Annotated in this window: 15 protein-coding genes and 1 tRNA gene; 12 read left to right on the top strand and 4 right to left on the bottom strand. The window is 65.1% G+C overall.

The window, feature by feature from the left end; all coding sequences use genetic code 11:
* Nucleotide 1: 1 nt before the first annotated feature.
* The 3 genes from V9L18_RS07740 to V9L18_RS07730 are packed head-to-tail and all read right to left on the bottom strand — an operon-like array spanning nucleotide 2 to nucleotide 5,137.
* A complete protein-coding gene (locus V9L18_RS07740; RefSeq protein ID WP_337346612.1) occupies nucleotides 2–2,494 on the bottom strand; it encodes a transglutaminase family protein in 2,493 nt (830 codons plus the stop codon).
* On the bottom strand, nucleotides 2,491–3,996 hold the full coding sequence (locus V9L18_RS07735) for a DUF58 domain-containing protein (protein ID WP_337346611.1): 1,506 nt from the start codon (nucleotides 3,994–3,996) through the stop codon (nucleotides 2,491–2,493). Before V9L18_RS07735 ends, V9L18_RS07740 begins: the two co-directional genes overlap by 4 nt.
* Nucleotides 3,997–4,006: 10 nt before the next feature.
* Entirely contained in the window at nucleotides 4,007–5,137 is a 1,131-nt protein-coding gene (locus V9L18_RS07730; RefSeq protein ID WP_337346610.1) for an AAA family ATPase, read from the bottom strand.
* A 163-nt stretch (nucleotides 5,138–5,300) separates the two neighbouring features.
* On the opposite strand from V9L18_RS07730, the gene V9L18_RS07725 reads away from it, so the two are divergent.
* The 5 genes from V9L18_RS07725 (at nucleotide 5,301) to V9L18_RS07705 (ending at nucleotide 11,504) form a co-directional block, all read left to right on the top strand.
* Entirely contained in the window at nucleotides 5,301–6,206 is a 906-nt protein-coding gene (locus V9L18_RS07725) for a TatD family hydrolase (protein WP_337346609.1), read from the top strand.
* 282 nt (nucleotides 6,207–6,488) lie between these two features.
* Entirely contained in the window at nucleotides 6,489–7,646 is a 1,158-nt protein-coding gene (locus tag V9L18_RS07720; RefSeq protein ID WP_337346608.1) for a transglycosylase family protein, read from the top strand.
* Between the two features lie 162 nt (nucleotides 7,647–7,808).
* Nucleotides 7,809–8,681, top strand: a complete 873-nt coding sequence (gene rsmA, locus V9L18_RS07715) for a 16S rRNA (adenine(1518)-N(6)/adenine(1519)-N(6))-dimethyltransferase RsmA (protein WP_337346607.1) — start codon at nucleotides 7,809–7,811, stop codon at nucleotides 8,679–8,681.
* Nucleotides 8,678–9,640: a 4-(cytidine 5'-diphospho)-2-C-methyl-D-erythritol kinase gene (locus V9L18_RS07710; protein ID WP_337346606.1), complete on the top strand. Its 963-nt coding sequence runs from the start codon at nucleotides 8,678–8,680 to the stop codon at nucleotides 9,638–9,640. The genes rsmA and V9L18_RS07710 overlap by 4 nt, the downstream gene beginning before the upstream one ends.
* A gap of 37 nt (nucleotides 9,641–9,677) precedes the next feature.
* Nucleotides 9,678–11,504, top strand: coding sequence for an ABC-F family ATP-binding cassette domain-containing protein (locus V9L18_RS07705; RefSeq protein ID WP_337346605.1), 1,827 nt, complete (start codon nucleotides 9,678–9,680; stop codon nucleotides 11,502–11,504).
* 366 nt (nucleotides 11,505–11,870) lie between these two features.
* On the opposite strand, the gene V9L18_RS07700 is transcribed toward V9L18_RS07705, so the two are convergent.
* On the bottom strand, nucleotides 11,871–12,497 hold the full coding sequence (locus tag V9L18_RS07700; RefSeq protein WP_337346604.1) for a TetR/AcrR family transcriptional regulator: 627 nt from the start codon (nucleotides 12,495–12,497) through the stop codon (nucleotides 11,871–11,873).
* A gap of 124 nt (nucleotides 12,498–12,621) precedes the next feature.
* Here V9L18_RS07700 and V9L18_RS07695 point away from each other — a divergent pair.
* The 7 genes from V9L18_RS07695 to V9L18_RS07665 all read left to right on the top strand — a co-directional run bounded on the left by V9L18_RS07695 (nucleotide 12,622) and on the right by V9L18_RS07665 (nucleotide 22,409).
* Nucleotides 12,622–12,693 (top strand) — tRNA-Gln (locus V9L18_RS07695).
* Between the two features lie 124 nt (nucleotides 12,694–12,817).
* Nucleotides 12,818–14,299 carry a bifunctional UDP-N-acetylglucosamine diphosphorylase/glucosamine-1-phosphate N-acetyltransferase GlmU gene (gene glmU / locus V9L18_RS07690; protein WP_337346603.1) on the top strand — a complete coding sequence of 494 codons (1,482 nt, stop codon included), beginning with the start codon at nucleotides 12,818–12,820 and terminating at the stop codon, nucleotides 14,297–14,299.
* Nucleotides 14,299–15,279, top strand: a complete 981-nt coding sequence (locus V9L18_RS07685) for a ribose-phosphate diphosphokinase (protein ID WP_337346602.1) — start codon at nucleotides 14,299–14,301, stop codon at nucleotides 15,277–15,279. The genes glmU and V9L18_RS07685 overlap by 1 nt, the downstream gene beginning before the upstream one ends.
* A 282-nt stretch (nucleotides 15,280–15,561) precedes the next feature.
* Nucleotides 15,562–16,158 carry a 50S ribosomal protein L25/general stress protein Ctc gene (locus V9L18_RS07680; protein WP_337346601.1) on the top strand — a complete coding sequence of 199 codons (597 nt, stop codon included), beginning with the start codon at nucleotides 15,562–15,564 and terminating at the stop codon, nucleotides 16,156–16,158.
* Nucleotides 16,159–16,234: 76 nt separating this feature from the next.
* Complete coding sequence (pth, locus tag V9L18_RS07675) at nucleotides 16,235–16,825, top strand: aminoacyl-tRNA hydrolase (protein ID WP_337346600.1); 591 nt, start codon at nucleotides 16,235–16,237, stop codon at nucleotides 16,823–16,825.
* 120 nt (nucleotides 16,826–16,945) lie between these two features.
* Nucleotides 16,946–19,684, top strand: coding sequence for a helix-turn-helix transcriptional regulator (locus V9L18_RS07670; protein ID WP_337346599.1), 2,739 nt, complete (start codon nucleotides 16,946–16,948; stop codon nucleotides 19,682–19,684).
* A gap of 37 nt (nucleotides 19,685–19,721) precedes the next feature.
* Nucleotides 19,722–22,409, top strand: a complete 2,688-nt coding sequence (locus tag V9L18_RS07665; protein WP_337346598.1) for a LuxR family transcriptional regulator — start codon at nucleotides 19,722–19,724, stop codon at nucleotides 22,407–22,409.
* Nucleotides 22,410–22,841: the final 432 nt, after the last annotated feature.

Here is a 22,841-nt window from a genome sequence, read left to right as displayed (position 1 = left end):
ACTAGCCTTCGCTGAGGCGCCGGAGGTCGTCGCGCGCCCGTGACCACGAGCGTGCGACGGCCTTTGCCGTCCGTCGGACCTGCCGGCCAAAGAACCGGAACGGCGCCGTCAGCATCCTCCCCCAAAGCGCCATGACCGACGCCGGGAGCCACTCGGCGCGCAGCCTTCTGCCCCGGGTGACGTTGGCCCGCATGGAGCCCTGAAGGGCCACAATCCGGGCGGCGGCCGGCTTGTCCCTGCCCGCCGCGGGGGAATCGCCGGCAGGAGGGCCGTAAGCGCGTCGTTCGAAATCGGCGGTGAGCGAGATGACGGCCTGGTGCGCGGCGTCGTCCATTCCGCCGGGTTCACCGAGCAGAGGCGAGCTGCGGAGCCGGGCCGAATACAACCTGGGCGTCTCACTCGGTCCGGGAGGCAAGCCATAGTCCGTGCCGAGGTCACGGAGCTCGGACCACGCCATGGGGATGGCCGCAGGAGACGGAGGATCAGTGGTTCGCAGCCTGCGGGCCCGGACTCCTAGCCGCACGAGCCTGGGTGAGGACAGCAGGAGGATCAGCACTGCCGATCCTGCCAGGCCCAGCAGCCAAGGCAGAACCTGCGAACCTGCCTCACTGCCCGGGCCGCCGTCACCGGGAACGGGCAATGGTGCCGCGCTGGGCAAAGGCGTGGCTGTCGCACCGTTGGATGGAATGAGGTCGTCATTATTTTCGATGGCTCCCGGGGCGCCTGCTGCCGAGCTTTCGATGGCATACTCGGGGACCACACCACGCGAGGGGGTGGGCTCAAACGGTACCCACCCGAGCCCCTGGAAGTAGAGCTCCGGCCAGGCATGGGCATCACGGGCGTCCACTTCGTACTCGGAAAGTGCTCCTAGTCCGGGGACGTTCACTGTAGCTCCAGTCAGCCGCCCAGGGGCGTAGCCGACGGCGATCCTGCTGGGGATCCCCTCCAACCGGGCCATGACGGCCATAGCGGAGGCGTAGTGGATGCAGTATCCGCTTTTTTGGGTGAGGAAATCGGCGAGCACTGACAGTCCGTTGCCGTCATAGCCGCCTTGGACCGGGGACTGCAGGGAATAAGTGAATTCCGCTGACCGCAGGTATCTCTGGATGGCCATCGCCTTTGCGTAAGCGCTGCCGCCCGATCCGGTGACGGAGTCGGCCGTGGTCCTGACGATGTCAGGAACGTTGCCTGGAACCCGGGTGAAATCCTCCGCAATGCCCTGCACTGCTGCTGAGGACCGGTCGAGCAGACTGGCAGTGAGCCGCGGCGCAGAGGAGACCACGGTGTATTCCTGGCTTCTCGAGTTGGTATCTACCCCTTTGATGCTCAGGGTGGCGGGATCCCAGGACCAGCGCCCGCCCAGCCCCCGGATCGATTCAGGGGCATACGGCACCGGCAGGTATGGGCTCGTGAAGGCGCCCGTTTCCACTGCGGTCACGTAGCGGAGCTGCTCCTCAGCAGGGATCGCGTAGCCAGGCTCGATCGGCCCGGCCACCGGTTGGCGCGATTCCTCACGGTCGTCCGGTCCCCAGGAGTCGCCGTCGAAATTGTCCACCGTGACCGAACGCAGGTAGAGCGGCGTGACGGCGTTCGTAGCGTACGTGATCCGTCCGGTTCCAGCGGGAGTGCGGAGGCTGTTTCCAAGCGTGATCATGGGATTAAGGCCCGTGGACGTGCCCCACGGGTTCACGCGCGACCCTTGCGGGAATGTACCTTGGTCGAAGCCGGGGATCGCCATCGGAATGATCAGCGTGGCCACGAGGGCAACGGATCCGGTGAGTGCGGCCCGCTTCAGATGCCCGGGGTTACGGGCGGTGTCCGCTGGTGTGCCCGCGTCCGGGGCGAACCACTGGCTGCACGCCAGAATCAGCAGGTAGCCGGCCACCGTGGCGCTGAAACTCCACACTCCCACGCTCTGCGGCTTAACCATGGCGGGCACGATCAGGATGGCGAACAGGCCCAGGCCCGTGGTGGCCGGCGTGCCGAGGGGCAACGCCAATGCGTCGATAAGAATGACCATCAGGCCGAGGACCGCGCAGGTCACCATGACGATTCCGGCGTTCGGGGCCACGGGCGCGCTTTCGGCGAGTACCGTCTCGCTGGCACGGCGTATGAACCTGTCAAACTCCTTCATGGTGGCGCCCGACGGGATGATTCCGGCAATGCCTGTGCTGCGGAAGAACGTCAGCGTCAGGATGGCAATGAGCGAAGCGAAGCCGCCGGCGGTGACCAGGAGAGGCTGCGCCCGGGCGGCCCGCAGCGCGGCCATGGTCAGGCAAACCACAAAAACGGTGGTCAGGACCGGCAGATACCACGCCCAGCCCCTCAGGACACCGTTCAGTGACAAGGCCGCGCCGCACACAGACAGCCCTACCGCCCCAGCCATGACCCACGGGTAGGCGCCGACCCGCGCCCTGCCTGGCGCACGGCCGGATGTCTGAGAAATTGCCGGCTCCGCGGTGGAGGAGGTGTGCTTCTCGGGGGCGAGTGTCATCGCGCCACCCCCGCGCCGCGCCGGACATCGGCTGCTGCGGTATCCAGCGCAGCTCCGCCTTGGTCAAAGTGGCTCCATGCTGCAGGCACCGGAACCGCCGGGGACACGGCAACTGCACGCCACCCTCCGCGCCGCAGCTCTTCAAGCTGTTCGTGGAACTCCGACGGCCTTTCGGCGACGATGATGGCGAACGCATTCGCGCCATAGCCTGCGGCCGGGGCCAAGGCATTGGCTTCGGCCATGGACACCCTGCCCAGGAGCGCGATGATAGGACCCCGCATCCGGTGCGCCGAAAGTTTGTCCATGAGTTCGTCGTCGAACGGGGCCGGACCGGAATCCTGCCCAAAGCCATGGTCCCGCCCGATGGCGGCGGCGTCCTTGCGGGGGGCGGCCGCGGGAGCCGGACTCCCACGGCCAGCCTCATTGTGGCCGTGATGGCCGTGATGGCCGTGATGCGGACCGGAGAGCTGGATGGCGGCCAGGCTTTCGGCGATGGACTGCAGCCCACCCGTGCCCACGTACTCCTCCACCTCCGGTTCAGGCGCCGAGGGCGAACGCAGGAAAGCCGGTTCGCCCCGGGCATCGAGCAGCCGCAGCGCATAATTCCGTTCGGCAAGGTGGGTGCTGACGGAGATGGCCGCCACCACTGCCCACTCGAAGGTGCCGCTGGTGAGCATGTCGTGCCCGTCCACGGCAGCGGATCCGCCAAACCCGATCCCGCCGAATCCGGTCCCGGGGCTGCCGGAAAAGGCGACAAACCGCTGGTCCAGGATAATGGTGGCCTCCGGAGTAGTGACCGACTCCTCCTGCCGGACCATCAGTGCTCCGTGCCGGGCAGTCGCCGGCCAATGTACCCGGCGCATGGGGTCGCCGTGCCGGTACTCGCGGGTCATCACGTCATCGTCGCTCGGGTTGGCCCGGATCCGGGTCGCGGTGACGCCGTCGTTCCCGCGAGCCCCAGCGAGTCCCGTGACCGGAAGCTCGACGGCGGCGGGCGTCACCGTGAGGGTGTCGCCGTCGTCGATTGCCTGCCGGTGAAGGGACAGCCCGAACGGGTCAGTGAACTCCGCCGTTACCGGCCCGATGAGAAATTGACCGCGCTGGCTGGAACGCAGGTGGTATTCATACCGGCTGGTGCCACCGGTTGCCGACCGCGCGGGGAATCGGAACGCCGGTGACTCCCCGAACCGCGGGGGCAGCCGCTCCTCCATGATCGCGCGGCCCGTGCCCTGCCCGGTGCGCGCCACAGCCAGCCGGACAGTGGTGGCGGCCGAGGTTTCCACCGGCGAAGGATTAAACTCCCGGTAGACCTGGAATTTGGGCTTGACCAGACGGATTCCGGCCAGCGAGATGAGGGGAAGCACGATCAGCAGGACGCTGAGGCTCAGGAGATCCCGGCGGCCCATGATCTGAGCGGCCAACAGCGACACAGCACCGGCCGCGAGCAGGCCCCAACCGCGCTGGCTGAAAAGGTGGCGGGGCAGTCGGTCCAGCAGTGCCATGGGACTCTGCCTAGTGATTCCTGCGGAGCCCGGAGCCCGGTGGCGTGCCCGGCGCCGGCTTGGCCACGAACCGGGTCGCGGCGTCAGCCAGGTCCTGGCTGACGGGAAGCCTGTTCAGGATGCCGCGGATGACGCTGTGTGGGGTCTCCCCGGCACTGGCGGCCTTGCGGTCCAGGATAATCCGGTGGGCAAGGACAGATTCGGCAACGTTGACCACGTCATCGGGAAGCACAAAATCACGTTCGTCCAGGGCTGCCGTGGCCTTGGCCGCGCGGAGCAGCTGCAGCATCGAGCGAGGACTGGCGCCCAGCCTGAGCAGGGGACTCTCACGGGTGGCCCTGCCCACGGACACGGTGTATTCCTTGACGGCCTGCGATACATAGACCTTCTGGACAGCGGCAATCATCGCCGCGACGTCTGCGGCGGTGACCACGGCCGAGACCTTTGCCAGCGGCGACGTGGCTTGGTGGGTTTCCAGCATTTCGATCTCGGAGTCCTTGTCCGGATAGCCCATGGAGATACGTGCCATAAAGCGGTCCCGCTGCGCTTCCGGCAGGGGATAGGTACCCTCCATCTCGATCGGATTCTGCGTGGCGACCACCATGAACGGCTCATCAAGTTTGTAGGAGTGCCCGTCCACGGTGACCTGGTGCTCCTCCATGCACTCCAAAAGCGCGGACTGTGTCTTGGCCGAGGCCCGGTTGATTTCGTCACCAATGACGATGTTGGCGAACACCGCACCCGGGCGGAACTCGAACAGGCGGGAAGACTGGTTGTAGATGGACACGCCGGTGACGTCGGACGGCAACAGGTCAGGGGTGAACTGGATCCGGCTTACTGTGCAGTCGATGGTCCGTGCGAGGGTCTTGGCGAGCAGCGTCTTGCCGACGCCGGGCACGTCCTCGAGCAGGAGGTGGCCCTGGGCCAGAAGGACGGTCAGGGCCAGTTTTGCGGCCTCAGACTTTCCATCGATGACTGTATTGATCTCGTCCAGGATGCGCCGGCTTGCAGAGTGGAAGGCGGCCGCGTCCATCGCCTGGACCTTGTGGCCGTTCAGCTGCGTGACCGGTTCCGCAATCCCTGCGAAGGTCCGGCCTGCGGTTTCGATCTCATTGACGGCCGTGCGTCGGTGGGAGTCCATCGGCAACCTTTCAGCCCGGTATCGACTGGGACGGGACAGCAAGCCTGCCTTCGCCCGTCGGTGGGCGTTCGCATCTGTTGGTAACAGACTACTAACAGAACTGCCGTGCCTGACAGAGAGTTCCCGTAATTCTCGGTGCATCGGCCGCCGCTAGGCTAGTGGGATGTGCAATTCGCTGATTCCCGCCGCCTACCGTACCGCCGGGACGGACGGTTCAGCCTCGGTTGCGGCTGCTGGCGGGCGGGCCTTTCCGCCGGCGCCCGAGCCACTGCCGGTCCCGGTCATGGACAACCACACCCACCTTGATTTTCCCGACGGCGCGGGGCCAGTAGGGATCTCCGCTGCCTTGGATGCCGCCCAGGCTGTCGGAGTGCAGGGGGTGGTCCAAGTGGGCTGCGACCTCGAATCCTCCCGCTTCACCGTGGAGGCAGTAGGTCAGGACAGCAGGCTGCTGGGTGCTGTGGCACTGCACCCCAATGACGCCCCGGATTACGCCGCCCGCGGCGAGCTGGAGGACGCTTTGGCGGAGATTGAGCGGCTTGCAGCCCATCCCCGCATCCGGGCTATTGGCGAAACCGGGCTGGATTTCTTCCGCACGGAAGGGGAGGGCCTGGTGCATCAGCGCTACTCGTTCAGGCGCCACATAGACATCGCCAAGAGGCTGGGCCTGACCCTCCAGATCCACGACCGCGACGCCCACGATGACGTTGTTAAGGTCCTGCGGGAAGAAGGGGCTCCCGAGCGCGTGGTCTTCCACTGCTTTTCGGGGGACGAGGAGTTGGCCCGAATCTGCAATGCGGAGGGCTGGAACATGTCCTTCGCAGGCACCCTGACCTTCAAGAACGCCCACAATCTTCGGGCGGCGCTCGCAGTGGCCGAACCGGGGCTGGTGCTGGTGGAAACCGATGCGCCCTTCCTCACCCCGCACCCGCACCGTGGCCGGGCAAACGCCAGTTACATGGTGCCGTACACGGTCAGGGCCATGGCTGATGTGACAGGAGCCGACCTTGCGGGGCTTTGTCAGCAGATTAGCGAAAATACCGTGCGGGCCTACGGATCCTGGGACTGAGACCGCGACCAAAGACTGAGGACCTGCGAATACCGGGTATGCAAAATTCTTGGCCGCTTTATAACGCTACGGTTACAGTGGGTAACTATTAGCCGGGGTCGGGGAAGGCCTTCGGATAATTCACTTCATCCGCTGCAGGATCATGGACGGCCGTGATGCCGCATGCCTGCCGCGTGGAGTGTGGCGGCGCAAAGGTGCCCGGAGCTGACCTCAGGGGTTCTGCGCCGGGTGTTTTACTGCGTTTTTCCCCGTGCCCGGATGGTCCTAAAGTTACGGGCAATCGTGGTCAAGCTTTTCACATCTGACGGCAAGTTCAGTTTCGTCAAGGTTGGTACCCAGCTGGTGGTGCTTTGCGCGCTCGTGCTCGGGCTCGTCGCCTTTGTCGGAAATAACAAAACAATCACGCTTAATGTCGACGGCAAGGTCAGTTCAGTCCAGACCTTCGGCGGCACAGTGGGCCAGGTTGTCAAAAGCGCAAAACTGGACCTGAAGCCGGCGGACCGGGTATCGCCGTCCGTCGACGAGACCGTTGAAAACGGCACCGTTATCAATGTGAACATGGCCAAGGCCGTGAAAGTCAGTCTCGATGGCTCCGAAAAGACCGTCAGCACCACGTCCCCGGACGTCGCCGGACTCGTGACCGAGCTCGGTGTGGCCAGTTCGTCGTCCGTGTCCGTTCCGAAGGACGCCCAGCTGGCCGTGGACGGATCGTTCGTCTCCATCACAACGCCCAAGAACGTCAGCATCGTTGCCGACGGAAAAGTCACCACGACAACTACCACCGCCTCCACAGTGGAGGCCGTCCTTGAGGATGCAGGCGTGAGCCTGGGCGTGAACGACCGGAGCTCGCAGCCGGGCAACGCCCCCGTGGTAAACAACATGGTGGTTAAGGTCTCCCGAGTGGATACCGGCCAGACGGCGGCAACCACGGAGGACGTCAAGTTCGAGACGATGACCTCCGAAAGCGCCGATATGTTCAAGGGTGAGAAGAAGGTGACCCAGGCTGGCGCCGCCGGAAAGGTTGAGCGGACCTTCAAACTGGTTTTGGTTGATGGCCGCGAGGCGTCCCGCACACTGGTTTCCGAGACCGTGACCGTTCAGCCTGTGACAGAGCAGGTCACAGTGGGCACCAAGGCGAAGCCGGCAGCCACCGCCCCCGCCGGCACAAACACCGGTGCCGCTGCCCCGGCCATGATGAATGAAGCCATGTGGGACAAGATCGCCCAGTGCGAGTCGGGTGGCAACTGGTCCATCAACACCGGCAACGGCTACTACGGCGGCCTCCAGTTCGACATCCGGACATGGATCGGCTCGGGCGGCGGTGCCTACGCCCCGAACGCCAGCCTGGCCACCAAGGCCCAGCAGATTGATATCGCCAACCGCGTGTACGCACAGCGTGGCCTCCAGCCCTGGGGCTGTGGCTGGGCGGCCACCAGCTAGGACCGTCGCTCCCGATTCACGGGCCAACCCTGCCGTGGCAGCCGACCACAGCCGCGCCGGGCATGACTGAACAATCAACGTAATGGCCGGCCCCGGACTACCGGGGCCGGCCATTACGTTGATTCCGCATGGCGGGGATGGCCGCCGGGATAGGATATCTAGGTGACTGAACCGAGCCCCGCCGCGCCCGCACCCCTCTTCGGTGCCTCCGACATACGCCGGCTGGCGGAAGAGATCGGAATCCGGCCCACAAAGACTCTCGGGCAAAATTTCGTCATCGACGGCAACACCATTCGCAGGATCGTCTCAGTTGCCAATATCGGAGCTGACGAGACGGTCCTGGAGGTGGGTCCTGGGCTCGGCTCCCTGACGCTGGGGCTGCTGGACGCCGCAAAGTCGGTAGTCGCCGTCGAAATTGATCCGGTCCTGGCCGCGAAGCTGCCCCACACCGTTACTGAATGGCGGCCAGGGGCCGTTGACGACTTCCACCTCGTCCAGGCTGACGCGATGAAGGTGACGACGCTGCCCGTGGAACCGACCGCGCTCGTTGCCAACCTTCCCTATAACGTGGCCGTACCAGTGGTCCTCCATCTGCTTCAGCACTTCCCGAGCCTCCAGCACGGCCTCGTGATGGTGCAGGACGAAGTGGCCGACAGGCTCGCGGCAGGACCGGGATCCAAGACGTACGGGGTGCCGTCCGTCAAAGCCGCGTGGTACAGCAGCATGCGCAAGGCCGGGGTGATCGGCATGAACGTGTTCTGGCCTGCACCTAAGATCCACTCCGGGCTAGTGGCCTTCACACGGAGGGAGCCGCCTGCCACCACTGCTACGCGGGAACAAGTCTTCGCTGTGATCGACGCTGCGTTTGCGCAGCGTCGCAAGACCCTGCGGGCAGCCTTGGCCGGCTGGGCGGGTGGTGCGGCCGAGGCCGAGCGCTGCCTGGTGGCAGCTGGCGTCGATCCCACGGCCCGGGGCGAAGTCATCGATATCTTAGCCTTCGCAAGGATTGCCGAAGCCCGCGAGGCCACCGCGTGAATGCGCTTGCAGGACGGTTCGCCGCGCGGACCGTCCGCGTTAAAGCCCCGGGGAAGGTCAACGTTTCCCTGGATGTGGGCCCGCTCCGCCCGGACGGTTACCATTCGGTTGCCAGCGTGTACTTGGCGGTCTCTCTTTACGAAGAGGTCTCCGCCACCAGCATGGAGGCCCCGGGCATTACAGTCAGCATCAGCCCGGACAGCACTCTTGACCTCGACGGCGTGGACATCCCGCTGGATGAGAACAACCTCGCCTACAAAGCCGCTGCCATCATGGCCGATGTCTCCGAACACGCCACGGGGGTCCACCTCGAGATCACCAAGCGCGTGCCGGTGGCTGGAGGCATGGGCGGTGGTTCGGCGGATGCTGCCGCGACGTTGCTGGCGTGCGATGCGTTATGGAACAGCGGCCTGTCACGGGAGGAACTGGCCCACTTGGCGGGGGAGTTGGGTGCCGACGTTCCGTTCTCCCTGCTGGGCGGGACGGCCGTGGGCCTGGGCCTAGGTGACGAACTCTCGCCGGCGCTGGCCAAGGCCCAGACCGACTGGGTGCTGGTGGCAGCTGAGTACGGCCTCAGCACGCCGGAGGTATACCGGACCCTGGACAGGCTTCGCGAGGCCGAGGGTGTTGTGGCAGCCGAGCCTGACGGCGTGGATCCCAAGATCCTGCAGGCATTGCGCAGCGGAGACGCCGAAGCGTTGAGCAGGGTGCTGGTGAACGACCTGCAGCGTGCCTCCATTGAACTGGCCCCGGACCTCCGCAGCACGTTGGGCATGGGCGAATCGCTCGGTGCCATCGCCGGCATCGTCTCAGGCTCGGGTCCCACTGTGGCCCTGCTGGCCCACAGCCCGGCGGCCGCCGAAAGCCTCGCGGAGGACCTGCTGCACCACGGTCTTACGGCCTGGGCTGTGCACGGGCCCGTGCCAGGTGCCCGCATCATCTCCGATACCCTCCTTTAAGAGCCCTCTTCGTATTAAGCAGTAGAAAGCAGTTCCCTTGGCACACCTTCTTGGCGGCGAAAACCTTACGGTTTCGTACGCGACGCGCACCGTCCTGGACGGCATCACCCTCGGACTTGAGGAGGGCGACCGGATCGGCATGGTGGGCCGGAACGGCGACGGCAAGTCGACGCTCATGCGCCTCCTGGCTATGCGCTCCACCCCGGATTCCGGCCGCGTGACCAAGCGCAGCGAAGTCAACATCGGATACCTGGACCAGAGTGACGTACTCGACGGCGACCTTACCGTCGGTGCTGCGATCGTTGGCGACCAAGCCGACTACGAATGGGCCCGCAACCCCCAAATCCGCGAGGTCATGGGCGGACTGGTGTCCGACGTCGACTGGCACGCGAACGTCCACGCCCTGTCCGGTGGGCAGAAGCGGCGGGTGGCGCTTGCCAAGCTGCTGATCGAGGACCATGACGTCATCATGCTCGACGAGCCCACCAACCACCTTGACGTCGAAGGCGTCGCGTGGCTGTCCCGGCACCTGAAGACCCGGTGGCGGGCCAACCAGGGCGCCTTCCTCGTGGTCACACACGACCGCTGGTTCCTCGACGAAGTTTGCACCAAGACCTGGGAAATCCACGACGGCATCATGGACCCGTTCGACGGCGGCTACGCAGCTTACGTCCTGGCCCGCGCCGAGCGTGACCGCTCGGCCACGGTGATGGAAAGCAAGCGCCAGCAACTGGTGAAGAAGGAGCTGGCGTGGCTGAGGCGCGGCGCCCCTGCCCGCACGGCCAAGCCGAAATTCCGGATCGAGGCAGCCAATGCCCTGATCGCCGATGTTCCGGAGCCGCGTGACTCCACGGCACTGAGCAAAATGGCCACGGCCCGCCTGGGCAAGGACGTCCTGGACCTGGAAAACGTGTCGCTGGACTACCTTGGCGGCGACGAAGGGCAGAAGCTCTTCGACAACATCACCCTGCGGCTTGCGCCTGGTGAGCGGCTGGGCCTGGTGGGCGTCAACGGGGCCGGCAAGACCACCCTGCTGAAGCTCCTCAACGGCCAGATCGAGCCGTCCTCCGGCAAGCTGAAGCGCGGCAAGACTGTGGTCACCGCCGTGCTGACCCAGGAAGTCAAAGAACTCGACGACGTCTCGGACCTCCGTGTTATCGAAGTGATCGAGCGCGAGAAACGATCCTTCAACGTGGGCGGCAAAGAATTCACGGCTGGCCAGCTGGTGGAGCAGCTTGGCTTCACGAAGGAGAAGCAGTGGACTCCGGTGAAGGATCTTTCCGGCGGTGAGCGCCGGCGCCTCCAGCTGCTGCGGCTGCTGGTGGGGGAGCCCAACGTGCTGATGCTCGATGAGCCCACCAACGACCTTGACACGGACACCCTCGCCGCCGTCGAGGACGTCCTGGACGGCTGGCCGGGCACCCTCGTGGTGGTGAGCCACGACCGCTACCTGCTGGAGCGTGTCACCGACCACCAGATGGCACTCCTGGGTGACGGGAAGATCCGCGCCCTGCCGCGTGGCGTGGACCAGTACCTGGAGCTCCGCGAATCAGCGTTGGCCGGATCCACCATCACCGGCGGCGGCAATCCCGTCACCGGTCCGAGCGGCAGCGCAGCTCCCGCATCCTCCGGAGCCTCCGAAGCCGAAAAGCGCGACGCCCGCAAGGCCAAGAACCGGATCGAACGCCAATTGGGCAAGCTCGAACAGCAGGAAAAGAAGCTCCACGACCAGATGGTCAAAAGCACCGCGGAGAACGACTTCGATGCCCTGGGCGAGCAAAACAAGAAGCTCAAGGACCTCGCCGGTGAACGCGAAGCGCTGGAACTCGAATGGTTAGAGGCCCTGGAAGTCCTCGGCGAATAGCCTGTTGAGCCTCGCCGGCCTCGGTCGCCTTGGGCGAGGGCACGTTACCTTGCCGCCGTGGAACAGTAGGCAACCCACGCGGAACCTTCTGCAGGTTGGGGGTGGTGGTGCCTGGCGGCTGATCCCCAATGGAACCTTCGGCAATCGCGGGGCAGGGGGTCTTCGTGTAGTCGCGCATCGCGGCGCATCGGGCGCTGGAGGTCGCTCAGCGACCGCAGGTGCCCCTATGCGTCGTGTCTAAGCGACGGCGAAGGGCCACTGCGCCGCAAAGGTGACCAGGGGACGGCGAAGGGCCACTGCGCCGCCGTGGTGACCACGGACGACCGCGAAGGGCGCCTGCGCCGTGGTGGTGACCACTGCCGGAAACTAAGCCTCGCCGCGGAGCTCCGGGTCCTTTTTGAGGCCTGTGAGGCCGTTCCAGGCGAGGTTGACCAGGTGTGCCGCGACCGTGTGTTTGTCCGGCTGGCGGCTGTCCTGCCACCACTGGCCGGTCATGGCCACCATGCCCACGAGCATCTGCGCGTACATGGCGCCGTCCTCGGCGCTGAAGCCGCGGCGGTCGAATTCGTCGGAAAGAATGTGTTCCACCCGGGCGGTGACGTGGGACAGCAGCGTGGAAAAGGCGCCTTCCGGCTGGGACGGCGGAGCGTCCCGCATCAGGATGCGGAAGCCGTCGGTGCGGTCCTCGATGTAGGTCAGCAGGGCGAGGGCGGCACGCTCCACCATGATGCGCGGCTTGGCTTCTTCGGTCAGGGCGGTGTTGATCGAGTCGAGCAGGATGCGGAACTCGAAGTCCACTACCTCCGTGTACAGGCCTTCCTTGGAACCGAAGTGTTCATAGATGACCGGTTTGGATACCCCGGCGCAGGCGGCAATCTCCTCAATCGTTGTTCCGTCGAGCCCTCGGATGGCAAAGAGCCCGCGTCCCACCTCGATCAGCTGGCTGCGCCGCTGCAGGCCTGTCATACGAATCCGAGGAGGGTTGTTGGTCACATTTCCATCATGCCTTACCGTCGGGCAGCGCCTCGATGAAGGCGGATTCTGGCCGATGTCGCATCGGGCCCCGAACCCATGGCAAAATAAATACTTGTGCCCGGGCCTCGTGCCGGCGGCATGGTCCGCTCTGGTGTAATGGCAGCACCCCGGCCTTTGGAGCCGTGGAGTATAGGTTCGAATCCTATGGGCGGAACTGCTGTGCGATGACCGTCCAGTAGGATGATCTCGGTGCCGCACCAGGCCGCCGGCCCGGCCGGCACCGCGCCGGCGCACGGCGCACGCAAGCACCGCGCAAACAAAGCAAGGAGAGCCCGTACGTGATCCCCGAGACTACCGGCCCAGCCGCCGTCATCGTTCTGGCAGCAGGCGCCGGTACCCGGATGAAATCCCGTACACCCAAGATCCTCCACGAAATTGGCGGCCGCTCCATGGTGGGGCATGCCTTGCTGGCCGCCCGCAGCATCAACCCCCGGCAGCTGGCCCTTGTTGTCCGGCATGAGCGTGACCTCGTGGCCAAGCACCTGGTGGACCTTGACCCGGACGCCGTCATCGTTGACCAGGATGACATTCCGGGCACCGGCCGCGCCGTTGAAGTTGCGCTCCACGCCCTCGACGCACACCAGCCGCTGACCGGCACGGTCGTTGTCACTTATGGGGATGTTCCGCTTTTGACCGGCAGCCTGCTGGCCGAACTGGTTGCCACCCATGAACGCGAATCCAACGCGGTGACCGTCCTGACGGCTGTGCTGGACGACGCCACCGGCTATGGCCGAATCCTGCGCGGCGACGACGGAACCGTCACCGGCATCCGTGAGCACAAGGATGCTTCCGAAGCAGAGCGGCTCATCCGCGAGGTCAACTCCGGCATTTACGCCTTCGACGCCGGTGTCTTGCGCGATGCGCTGGTGCACGTCACCACCGAGAATTCGCAGGGCGAAAAGTACCTCACTGACGTCTTGGGGCTGGCCAGGCAGTCGGGCGGCCGGGTCGCCGCCGTCGTCACCGAGGACCGCTGGCAGGTTGAGGGCGCGAACGACCGCGTCCAACTGTCGGCGCTCGGGGCAGAACTCAACCGCCGGACAGTCGAGGCCTGGATGCGGGCCGGCGTCACCGTGGTAGACCCCGCCACCACCTGGATCGATTCCACCGTCACACTCGATGAGGACGTCCGGATCCTGCCCAATACCCAACTGCACGGCGCCACGAAGGTGGCCCGCGACGCCGTCGTCGGCCCCGACACCACCCTGACGGACGTTGTAGTGGGTGAAGGAGCAAAGGTGGTCCGCACCCATGGTTCCGGCGCGGTGATTGGAGCGGATGCCGCCGTCGGGCCCTTCACGTATCTCCGTCCCGGCACCGTCCTGGGCGACACCGGCAAAATTGGCGCCTTCTACGAAACGAAGAACGTCACCATCGGCCGCGGCTCCAAACTGTCCCACCTGGGCTATGCCGGCGACGCCGAGATCGGCGAGGACACCAACATCGGTTGCGGCAACATCACGGCCAATTACGACGGCGAGAAGAAGCACCGCACGGTCATCGGCTCCGGCGTCCGCACAGGTTCCAACACAGTGTTTGTGGCCCCCGTCACCGTGGGTGACGGGGCCTACAGCGGTGCCGGCGCCGTGATCCGCAAGGACGTACCGGCCGGCGCGCTGGCAGTGACGCTCGCCGCGCAGCGAAACTCGGAAGGCTGGGTCCTGGCCAACCGGCCCGGCACACGCTCCGCAGAGCTGGCCCAGGCGGCCACCGAAGATTCCTCAAGTACCCAGGCACCTACAGAAGAGGGCAAGCAATAATGAGCGAAATTACGGCGCACGGCGAGAAGAAGCTGGTGCTTGCCGCGGGGCGGGCACATCCCGAGCTTGCCCGGGAGATCGCTAAGGAGCTGGGAACCGAGCTGCTGCCCATCGACGCGTATGACTTCGCCAACGGGGAAATCTACGTGCGCGCCGGTGAGAGCGTCCGCGGCACGGATGCCTTCGTCATCCAGGCGCACCCGGCACCGCTGAACAACCACCTCATGGAGCAGCTGATCATGATTGATTCGCTGAAGCGGGCATCCGCCAAGCGCATCACCGTAGTTTCACCGTTCTACCCTTACTCCCGGCAAGACAAGAAGGGCCGCGGCCGCGAGCCGATTTCCGCCCGTCTGGTCGCAGATCTGTACAAGACTGCCGGTGCTGACCGCATCATGAGCGTTGACCTGCACACTTCCCAGATCCAGGGATTCTTCGACGGCCCCGTTGACCACCTCATGGCCATCCCGCTGCTCGCTGACTACATCCGCACACGGGTTGCCGCGGACAACATCACGGTCGTCTCCCCGGACACTGGACGCGTCCGGGTGGCCGAGCAGTGGGCGGAGCGCCTCGGCGGCGCCCCGCTGGCCTTCGTGCACAAGAGCCGCGACCTCACCGTTCCAAACCAGGCAGTCTCCAAAACCGTTGTTGGCCAGATCGAAGGCCGCACCTGTGTCCTGATCGACGACATGATCGATACGGGCGGAACCATCTCCGGAGCCGTCCAGGTGCTCAAGAACGCCGGGGCAAAGGATGTCATCATCGCCGCGACCCACGCCGTCTTCTCCGACCCTGCCGCCCGCCGGTTGTCCGAGTCAGGCGCCCGCGAAGTGGTGGTCACCGACACCCTGCCCATTCCTGCCGCCAAGCGCTTCCCCCAGCTGACGGTGCTGTCCATCGCGCCCCTGATTGGACGCGCCATCCGCGAAGTGTTCGACGACGGATCCGTCACCAGCCTGTTCGACGGCAACGCCTGATCCTGCTGGTGGGGCCAGCCGGGACCCGGCTGGCCCCACCACGCCTTATCCGTATTGCGCCCCGTTTTCAGGAATTGGGCCCGGCGCTGATAAGCTGTTCCACGAAACCTTGGCGAGGGAGAGCACCTGGTTGCCGTTCTGCGGACATCAGATTGCAGGTCTCCGTTATCGACTGGGTCTGAACCTCCCTTCTTGAAGGGCCGCCCGCGGGCCGCCCGGCGTTGAAGGTCGCAACAGACCTCCGCCCTTGCTGAACACCGTTTAGTCTTCAAGGAGAAACACATGTCTGAGCAGAAGCTCGCAGCAGAAGTACGCACTGAATTCGGCAAGGGCTTCGCCCGCCGCGCCCGCATGGCCGGCCAGATCCCGGCTGTCATCTACGGCCACGGTGCAGAGCCGATCCACATCACCCTGCCAGCAAAGGCCACCACCCTGGCCGTCCGCACCGCCAACGCCCTGCTGTCCCTGGACATCAACGGCGAAGGCCACCTGGCACTCGTCAAGGACGTCCAGCGCGACCCCATCAAGCAGATCATCGAGCACATCGACCTGCTGACCGTCCGCAAGGGCGAGAAGGTCACGGTCGACATCCCCGTCCACGTCGTAGGCGAACTTGCCCCGGGCAACGTCTACAACCAGGAACTGACCGTTATCTCCCTCGAAGCCGAGGCAACCCACCTGCCCACCGCCGTCGAGGTGAGCATCGAAGGCCGCAGCGCCGGCGAGCACATCCACGCTTCCGACCTCGTTCTTCCCAAGGGCGCTGTCCTGCTGGCCGACGCTGACGCCCTGGTTGTCAACATCTCCGAGGCCACCGAGGTCACCGAAGAAGAGGCATCCGAAGGCGCCACTGAGGCTTCCTCGGCAGCAGCCGAGTAATTTCGGACCGCAGCAGCAGTGGCCGGATCCCCCACGGGATCCGGCCACTGCCGTTTTACCACCTTAGGATTGACGCATGACTGACACGTGGCTGATCGTTGGCCTCGGGAATCCCGGGACCGAGTACAAAGGCAACAGGCACAACGTAGGCCAGATGGTCCTGGATGAACTAGCCAGCCGGATCGGCGGCAGTTTCAAGACGCACAAGGCCCGGGCCCAGGTACTCGAAGGCCGCCTGGGGATTGGTGGCCCCCGCGTTGTGCTGGCCAAACCCATGAGCTACATGAATGTTTCCGGCGGCCCCGTCGCAGCGCTGGCCAATTTTTACGGCATCGGACCGGACCATGTCGTTGCAGTGCACGACGAGATCGACATCCCCTTTAATACGGTCAAACTGAAGTCCGGCGGTGGGGAAGGCGGGCACAACGGATTGCGCGACATGTCCAAGGCCCTGTCAACCAAGGATTATCTGCGGGTCCGGGTTGGGGTCGGACGGCCTCCCGGGCGGATGGACACCGCCGACTACGTCCTTCGCGACTTCGGCACGGCTGAGCGCAAGGAGCTGCCGTTCCTGCTGGATGAAGCGGCAGACGCCGTGGATGTGCTGGTCAGGGAAGGACTGACCGTGGCGCAGCAAAAGTTCCATCCGGCAAAGTCCCAGTTGTAGCAAAAAAAACTTAATCGCCAGTTAGCTGTCTAGTAGTCAGTACCTCGGGGTAGTCTTCTTCCTAAGCGGGGGAGCGATGGGGCTTTATCTCCGCTAGGGCGGGATCTAGGGGATAAGTTCATGTCAATCGAGCCACTCAGCTGGGGACGTGGGTCAACGCTCAACGACGTTGAGTTGCCCACGGACACGGCTGCACAGTCCGAGCACCAGAGATGGTCCGTCCCTGCCCGGAGTGCCAACCTCGAAGCCGTACGCACAGCGCTGACGAGCAAAGATTCCTATGGCGTGATTATCACCGGTGGCAGGGGAGTGGGGAAATCCTCCCTGGCCAGGACCGCCGTTGCCGAGTTGGGCCCGGATATTTGGGCTCTCCAGCTGCGCAGCGGCCACCCTGCCTCGAAGACCCCCTACGGCTGCCTCTCCTTTTTACTGGCACGGCTTCCCCAGGCCTACATGGGTTCCCCGACGGCCATCCTCCGGGGCATCACGTCCCTGATCAGGAGTGACGCAGCAGGCCGGCCCTGCGTTATCACCCTGGACACGGCGGGGAGCATCGACGACATGAGCGCCGGTGTCCTCCTGAACATCCTCCTGACCGGGACAGCCAGGATCGTCGCGGTGGCCCCGAAGAGCAGCGACTTGCCCGCAGACTTCCATTGGCTGCTCACCGAGCGCCGCCTGACCGAAGTCAGGCTGGACAACCTGAACGAGCTTCAGACCCGCCAGGTGCTGTTGTCTTTGCTGGGCCATCGCGTTTCCGCGTCGCTGGTGAGCATCTACCACAACATGGTGGGCGGCAATCCGCTGTTGTTAAAAGCGCTGGTGACGGAGCAGCAGCTCTCCGGGAACCTGGTGCTTTCAGATTCTGTGTGGACACTGCGGGACAAGGTGGTGCTGGACGGCGCCGCAAGCCTGGACGACATTGTGCGTTCCAGATGGGCGAGGAAGACTCCTGAGACACGGGAGGTCATCGAAATGCTCTCGTGTGCCCGGAGCGTGGAATTGTCCGCCCTCACATCGATTTTCGGTGCCGGCATCGTCGCTGATATGGAAGACGCGGGCCTCCTGGATATCGATGGCTCGGACGGCCGCTGGGTATCGCTCCGCGAAAAGTACCTTGGCGACGTCGTCCGCTCCTGGCTCAGCATCGCCCGTCGCAGGGAACTCCGCTCCCAGCTCCTGGGCGGCAAGGAACCGGACCCGGGCTCCATGACCGTCGAGGAGCTGATGGCGTTTGCCGCCTGGACCCGGGAATGCGAGGCCGAACTCAGCCCAGCGATGGCCCTGGCTGCCGCCGAAGCGTCCATTCAGCTCTTCGATCCGCATTCCGCCCTCGCCTACGCGGAGACCCTGACCAGGGGTGACCCCCAGTGGGTGCCCGGTCAGCGGCAGAAGGCCGCAGCGTACCTCCTGTTGGACCTCCCGATCCAAGCCATGGCTGCCCTCGACGACATTACGCAGCCGCAGCTGGACAACCTGGATGCGGATGAATACGCCCAGGTTGTGGCCGCAAAGGCCAAAGTCATGGTTTGGCTGCCCGAACACACCGGAAGGGTCCCGGGCCTGCTTGAGGAGGCAAGGACACGGCTGGGCGTAGGCCCGGAACTTGCCAAGGGATGGCCCTCCCCCCTAGCCATTGCCGCCAACCGCATCAGCCTCAGTGAATTCGAATACAAGGCTTTCGTGGGCGACTTCGCGTCCATGGTTCCCGCGCTCGAAGCCGCCTCCGACGCTACCCGCAACCCGGACGTCTCGTTCAGGATGAATGCCTCAATCATCCTGATGACTGCGCTGTCATTGACCGGGCGGGAAATGGACGCCCTCAGCCTGATGCGGACGCTCGGTGGCCAGATTTCGGACGCTGCCCAGATCGTTGGCCTGCGCGAGGAATACACCAGCCGCGCCTACTTTGTCCTGCTGATGGCAGGGCAGTGGCGGCGCTGCATCGACCTCCTGGACCCGCCGGCGGTGACGGATGCGCACCGTCTCCCGTACCGCAGCGCGGCCACTGAGTTGGCTGCCGGCATCGCGTATGTGTACAGCGGAAGGGGAGCGGCCGCTCTGGACCCGCTGCTCTCCGCTGCGGCCCAGCTCGAACTCCGGCCGCTGCACAGCTCCCTGCGTTCCGCATACGCCGCGACCGCGTTGGCCTACGCCCAGATTGGGACCGCCGGCCAGTCCCGCAGGTACCTGGAGAAGCTCCAGCGTACGGCAGGTCCTTGTGACTTCATGACCGGAAGCATTATCGAATTCTGCTCCGACATGGCCGGCAGGTGGCTGGGGGAGCACGACGCCGCCGCCCGCCTCAAGGAGTCCGCTCGCCGGAACATCGAGGCGGGACGGTTCACCGTTGCCGGGATCAGTCTGCTGGGAGCAACGGTCAATGGCACCGACGCCGACTTCAGGCTCCTGGAACAAGTGGCGGGGCATCGGCAGGGACCGTTGGCGGAAATCTCCCGCCTGATCGCCGTGGGCAGCAGGACGAAGGATGCAAAGACCCTGCTGGCCGGCGGAGAACTCGCGGCAACCCTGGAACTGGACGCCGTGGAAGCACGGTGCATGGCCCTTGCCGTGGACTACGCCCGGCAGGCAGGGGACTCCGTGTCGGCAAGGACTGCGCAGGCACGGCTGGATATACTGGCTGCCACTGTCGCCAACCTTCCGATCGTGCCGAGCACCGGCAGCCCCCTGCTGACAAGCCGGGAGCGCCAAATTGCACGGCTGGCCGGAAGGGGAGCGTCAAACCGGGACATTGCGCTGGAGATGGGTGTCTCGGTCCGTACCGTTGAAGGCCACCTGTACCAGGTCTTCACCAAACTCGGAGTTACTTCCAGGGGTGATCTGACTGGACTCGTCTAATGGCCACGCACCAAGATCAGGCGCATCGTCCCGACTTTTGACGGGACGGCGGGAGCCGCTGGACCGGATCTGCAACATCATCCGCAGCCGCACCAGCCAGGCCGTCTTCCTGATGGCGGGGCCCGGCATCGGCAAGTCCGCGCTGGCCGAAGCCATCACCGAGCGGCTGTCCCCGGAGATGATCGTTCTGCGCATCCACGGCAGTTCATCCCTGTCAGGGGTCCCCTTTGGGGTGCTGACCCCGTACACGGCTGAGCTGACGGCGGAAGATTCCGTCTCCCCGGTGGCTGTCCTTAGGTCCGTGTGGAAATATTTCGAAAAACTCAAGGACGGGAAGGACACTCCGCTGCTGCTGGTGGTTGACGACGCCCATCAGCTCGACGAGGCCAGCGCTGGCATCGTGGCAGATATGATCTCCGCCGGCTGGGCGAGCGTGGTAGCCGCCGGCAGGCCGCGCCCTGGCCTGCCGCAGCCGCTCGACCAGCTCTGGTACGACGGTCTGGCGGACCGGGTGGACCTGCGGCCGCTCAACCGGGAGCAGATCGAAGAAGTCCTGGCACACGCCCTGGACGGCAGCGTTCCCGCAGGAACGGTTGACTCCATCTGGAACGCCTCAGGCGGCAACCCCCGGATCCTCGATGCCCTGCTCCACGACGCGGCAGAGCAAGGGGTCCTCGCCAAGCGGAACGGAATTTGGATGCTGCTCGGGCCGCTGCCCTCCGAAGGACCCAGGCTTTCGTCCGTGGTTTCCAAGGATCTCCTCCGCCGCCGGCCTGAGGAACAGGAAGCACTGAAGCTGGTCGCCCTGGCCGAGCCCGTGGGCCGCAAGGTGATCGAGGACATCTGTGGAGCCGAGCTGGTCCGTTCATTACTGGACCAGCAGACTGTTGTGGAAAGCAACGGCAGCCCTGCCGTGCTGAGGATGTGGAACGGCCTCATTGGTGACGCTGTCAGGAAAAGCGTGTCCGTCTCACGCAGCCTGCAGCTCCTTGAAAAACTCCGCGCCCAGCAGGAAGCGCCGCCCTCCAGTCCTGAAGGCAGGCTGCGGGCCGCCGCATGGGCGCTCGAATGCGGCCTCCGGGTTCCGGACACGGAACTGCTGGAGGCGGCGGGTACGGCTATCGCAGGATACGGGAACGGGAACGCCCGGATGTTGGCCACCAGGGTTCAGGATCCAGTCCTCGCACCACACGCCCGCGCCATTCAGGCAAGGGCCCTGTTCAACGAGGCGCATTATTCCGAGGCAGCCGGCGTGCTGGACCGGTGCTGGCTGGAACTGGCGGACAGTTCCGAGGCGGCCCACGTCCTGCTGCTGCGCATAGCTGCCCATCAGGCCCTTGGACAACCCGTCGCAGCCATCGTCGCCGAATCCCGGGAACTCCTGCGCCAGGCCGGGCTCCTGGAAGAACCCTCGGCTCCCCATCCGGACGGGGCGGAATCCGGCACGTCCGTGGATTCCACTGCAGCCGCCGGCACGGGGCCCTGGCAGCTTCAGATGCTGCGCCTCCTGGAACTAGGCGAAGCAGGGGACTACAACGCCCTTGGGACAGCCGTCCAGGACATTAGGAGCCGTAACCCCGCAGAGCCCGTGGACGACGCCCTCCGGGCCATCGGACTGGCGCTCTATTCCCAGACGCTGTCAGTGGCTGGGCGCGGCGTCCAGGGCCTCGATGCCGCTTTGCTGGCCGCCTCTGAACTTCCTGCCCTTCGCGACGGTGTGTTCTTTTTCAACGAGTTTGTCCTGGGTCGCATGGTCATGGGCTACTTGGCCATGGGCGAATGGGAATCCGCCGAACGGGAGCTGGCCAACTACGCGTTGGAACAGGCCCCCGGAGCCCCATGCTTCAGCGGAGCCGTCCAGCTCCTCCGGGGTTACTCGCTGCTGCGCCAGGGCCGGATTGAACGTGCCTACCAGATGCTGCTTCCGGCAGTTGAGGCACTCAGGCTCAACGATCCCCTCCAGCTGTTCCGGTTCGGCTCATCGCTGGGCTTCTACGTGGCCGCAAGGCTCGGAGATGCCGCGCAGGCCAAGCGGTTGGAGCTGGACTATAAGGACTCAATCCCAGGCTCGCCCTCCAACGAGCTCCTTGCCAAAGCCTATGCCGACGCTGCTGCCGAGTACGCGGGCCGTGATGGCAAAGGGCTGGCCTCGATCCACACCTTGGCCACTACTCCGGAAGTCTCGGCCAGGGAGGGGATGAACCTGGAGTTCCTGGCCATCTGCTGGGACCTGGGCGACCACTCCGTCATCCCGCTCGTGCTGGCCCTCGCCGGTAAAGTGGAAGGCCGGTGGGCGGCGGCCATGCTGACGCTGGCCCGGAACTGGGAATCCGCGGACGCCGACGCCCTGATGGAAACCGCTACGAACCTTGAAGCAACTGGATTCGTCAACCTGGCCCGCGAGGCCTATGCCAGGGCAAGCACGCTCCTGGAACAGTCCGGTGAGCGGCGGCGGTCCAGGCAGGCAATCGCCCTTCGGGAGAAATGCGACCACGAACTGGGCGAGCGGTTCCGCGAAGGACACTTCATCGCCGCCGCGCCGGCAGTGCACCTGACCCGGCGCGAACAGGACATCGTGGAGTTGGCGCTGCAGGGCCTCACTGACCGGGAGATCGCCCAGCGGCTGATGGTGTCAGTACGCACGGTGGAAGGCCACCTCTACCGTACCTACGTCAAGCTCGGTGTCCGCAGCCGCGACGAACTTGCCTCGGCCCTGCCAAAGTAGGCGCCTCGACCAAGCCCTGCCCGGACCGCCTTTCCCTGGGACAGCGGTGCTTTCGGCGTGTGGGGGAGTACCTAGGTGGTTTTGTTTCCAAATACGCGTATCGGCAGTGCGTAACCCGTAGTAAGGCCGCTTGAAAGTCGAGTACCCCCTACTCGTGTACTGGGCTGCCTGGCGCGATTAACTAATACAAGCAGGAAGAAGCGGACCGAAAGAAGCCGCAGACCCCGCTGAAGTACTTACTCAGGCCTCCTCGCACTATAACTTCCGGCCCGCAACGGCCGGACTGAGACGGGGCCGGCGACGTCAGAGTCTTCTGAGACCGAGGCTCTCCCCCCAGCCGTCGCCGGCCCTCCACTCTCCGGCTGAAGCCCGGAACGACTGTGGCGGCCACCTTTAGGGGGCCGCCACAGTCGTGCTGTGGGACAATTGAGT

Source organism: Pseudarthrobacter sp. CCNWLW217, from assembly GCF_037203985.1.
Lineage (GTDB): Bacteria > Actinomycetota > Actinomycetes > Actinomycetales > Micrococcaceae > Arthrobacter.
The sequence above is the reverse complement of the archived record's forward strand: the minus strand, read 5'-3'. Positions and strand labels throughout refer to the sequence as shown.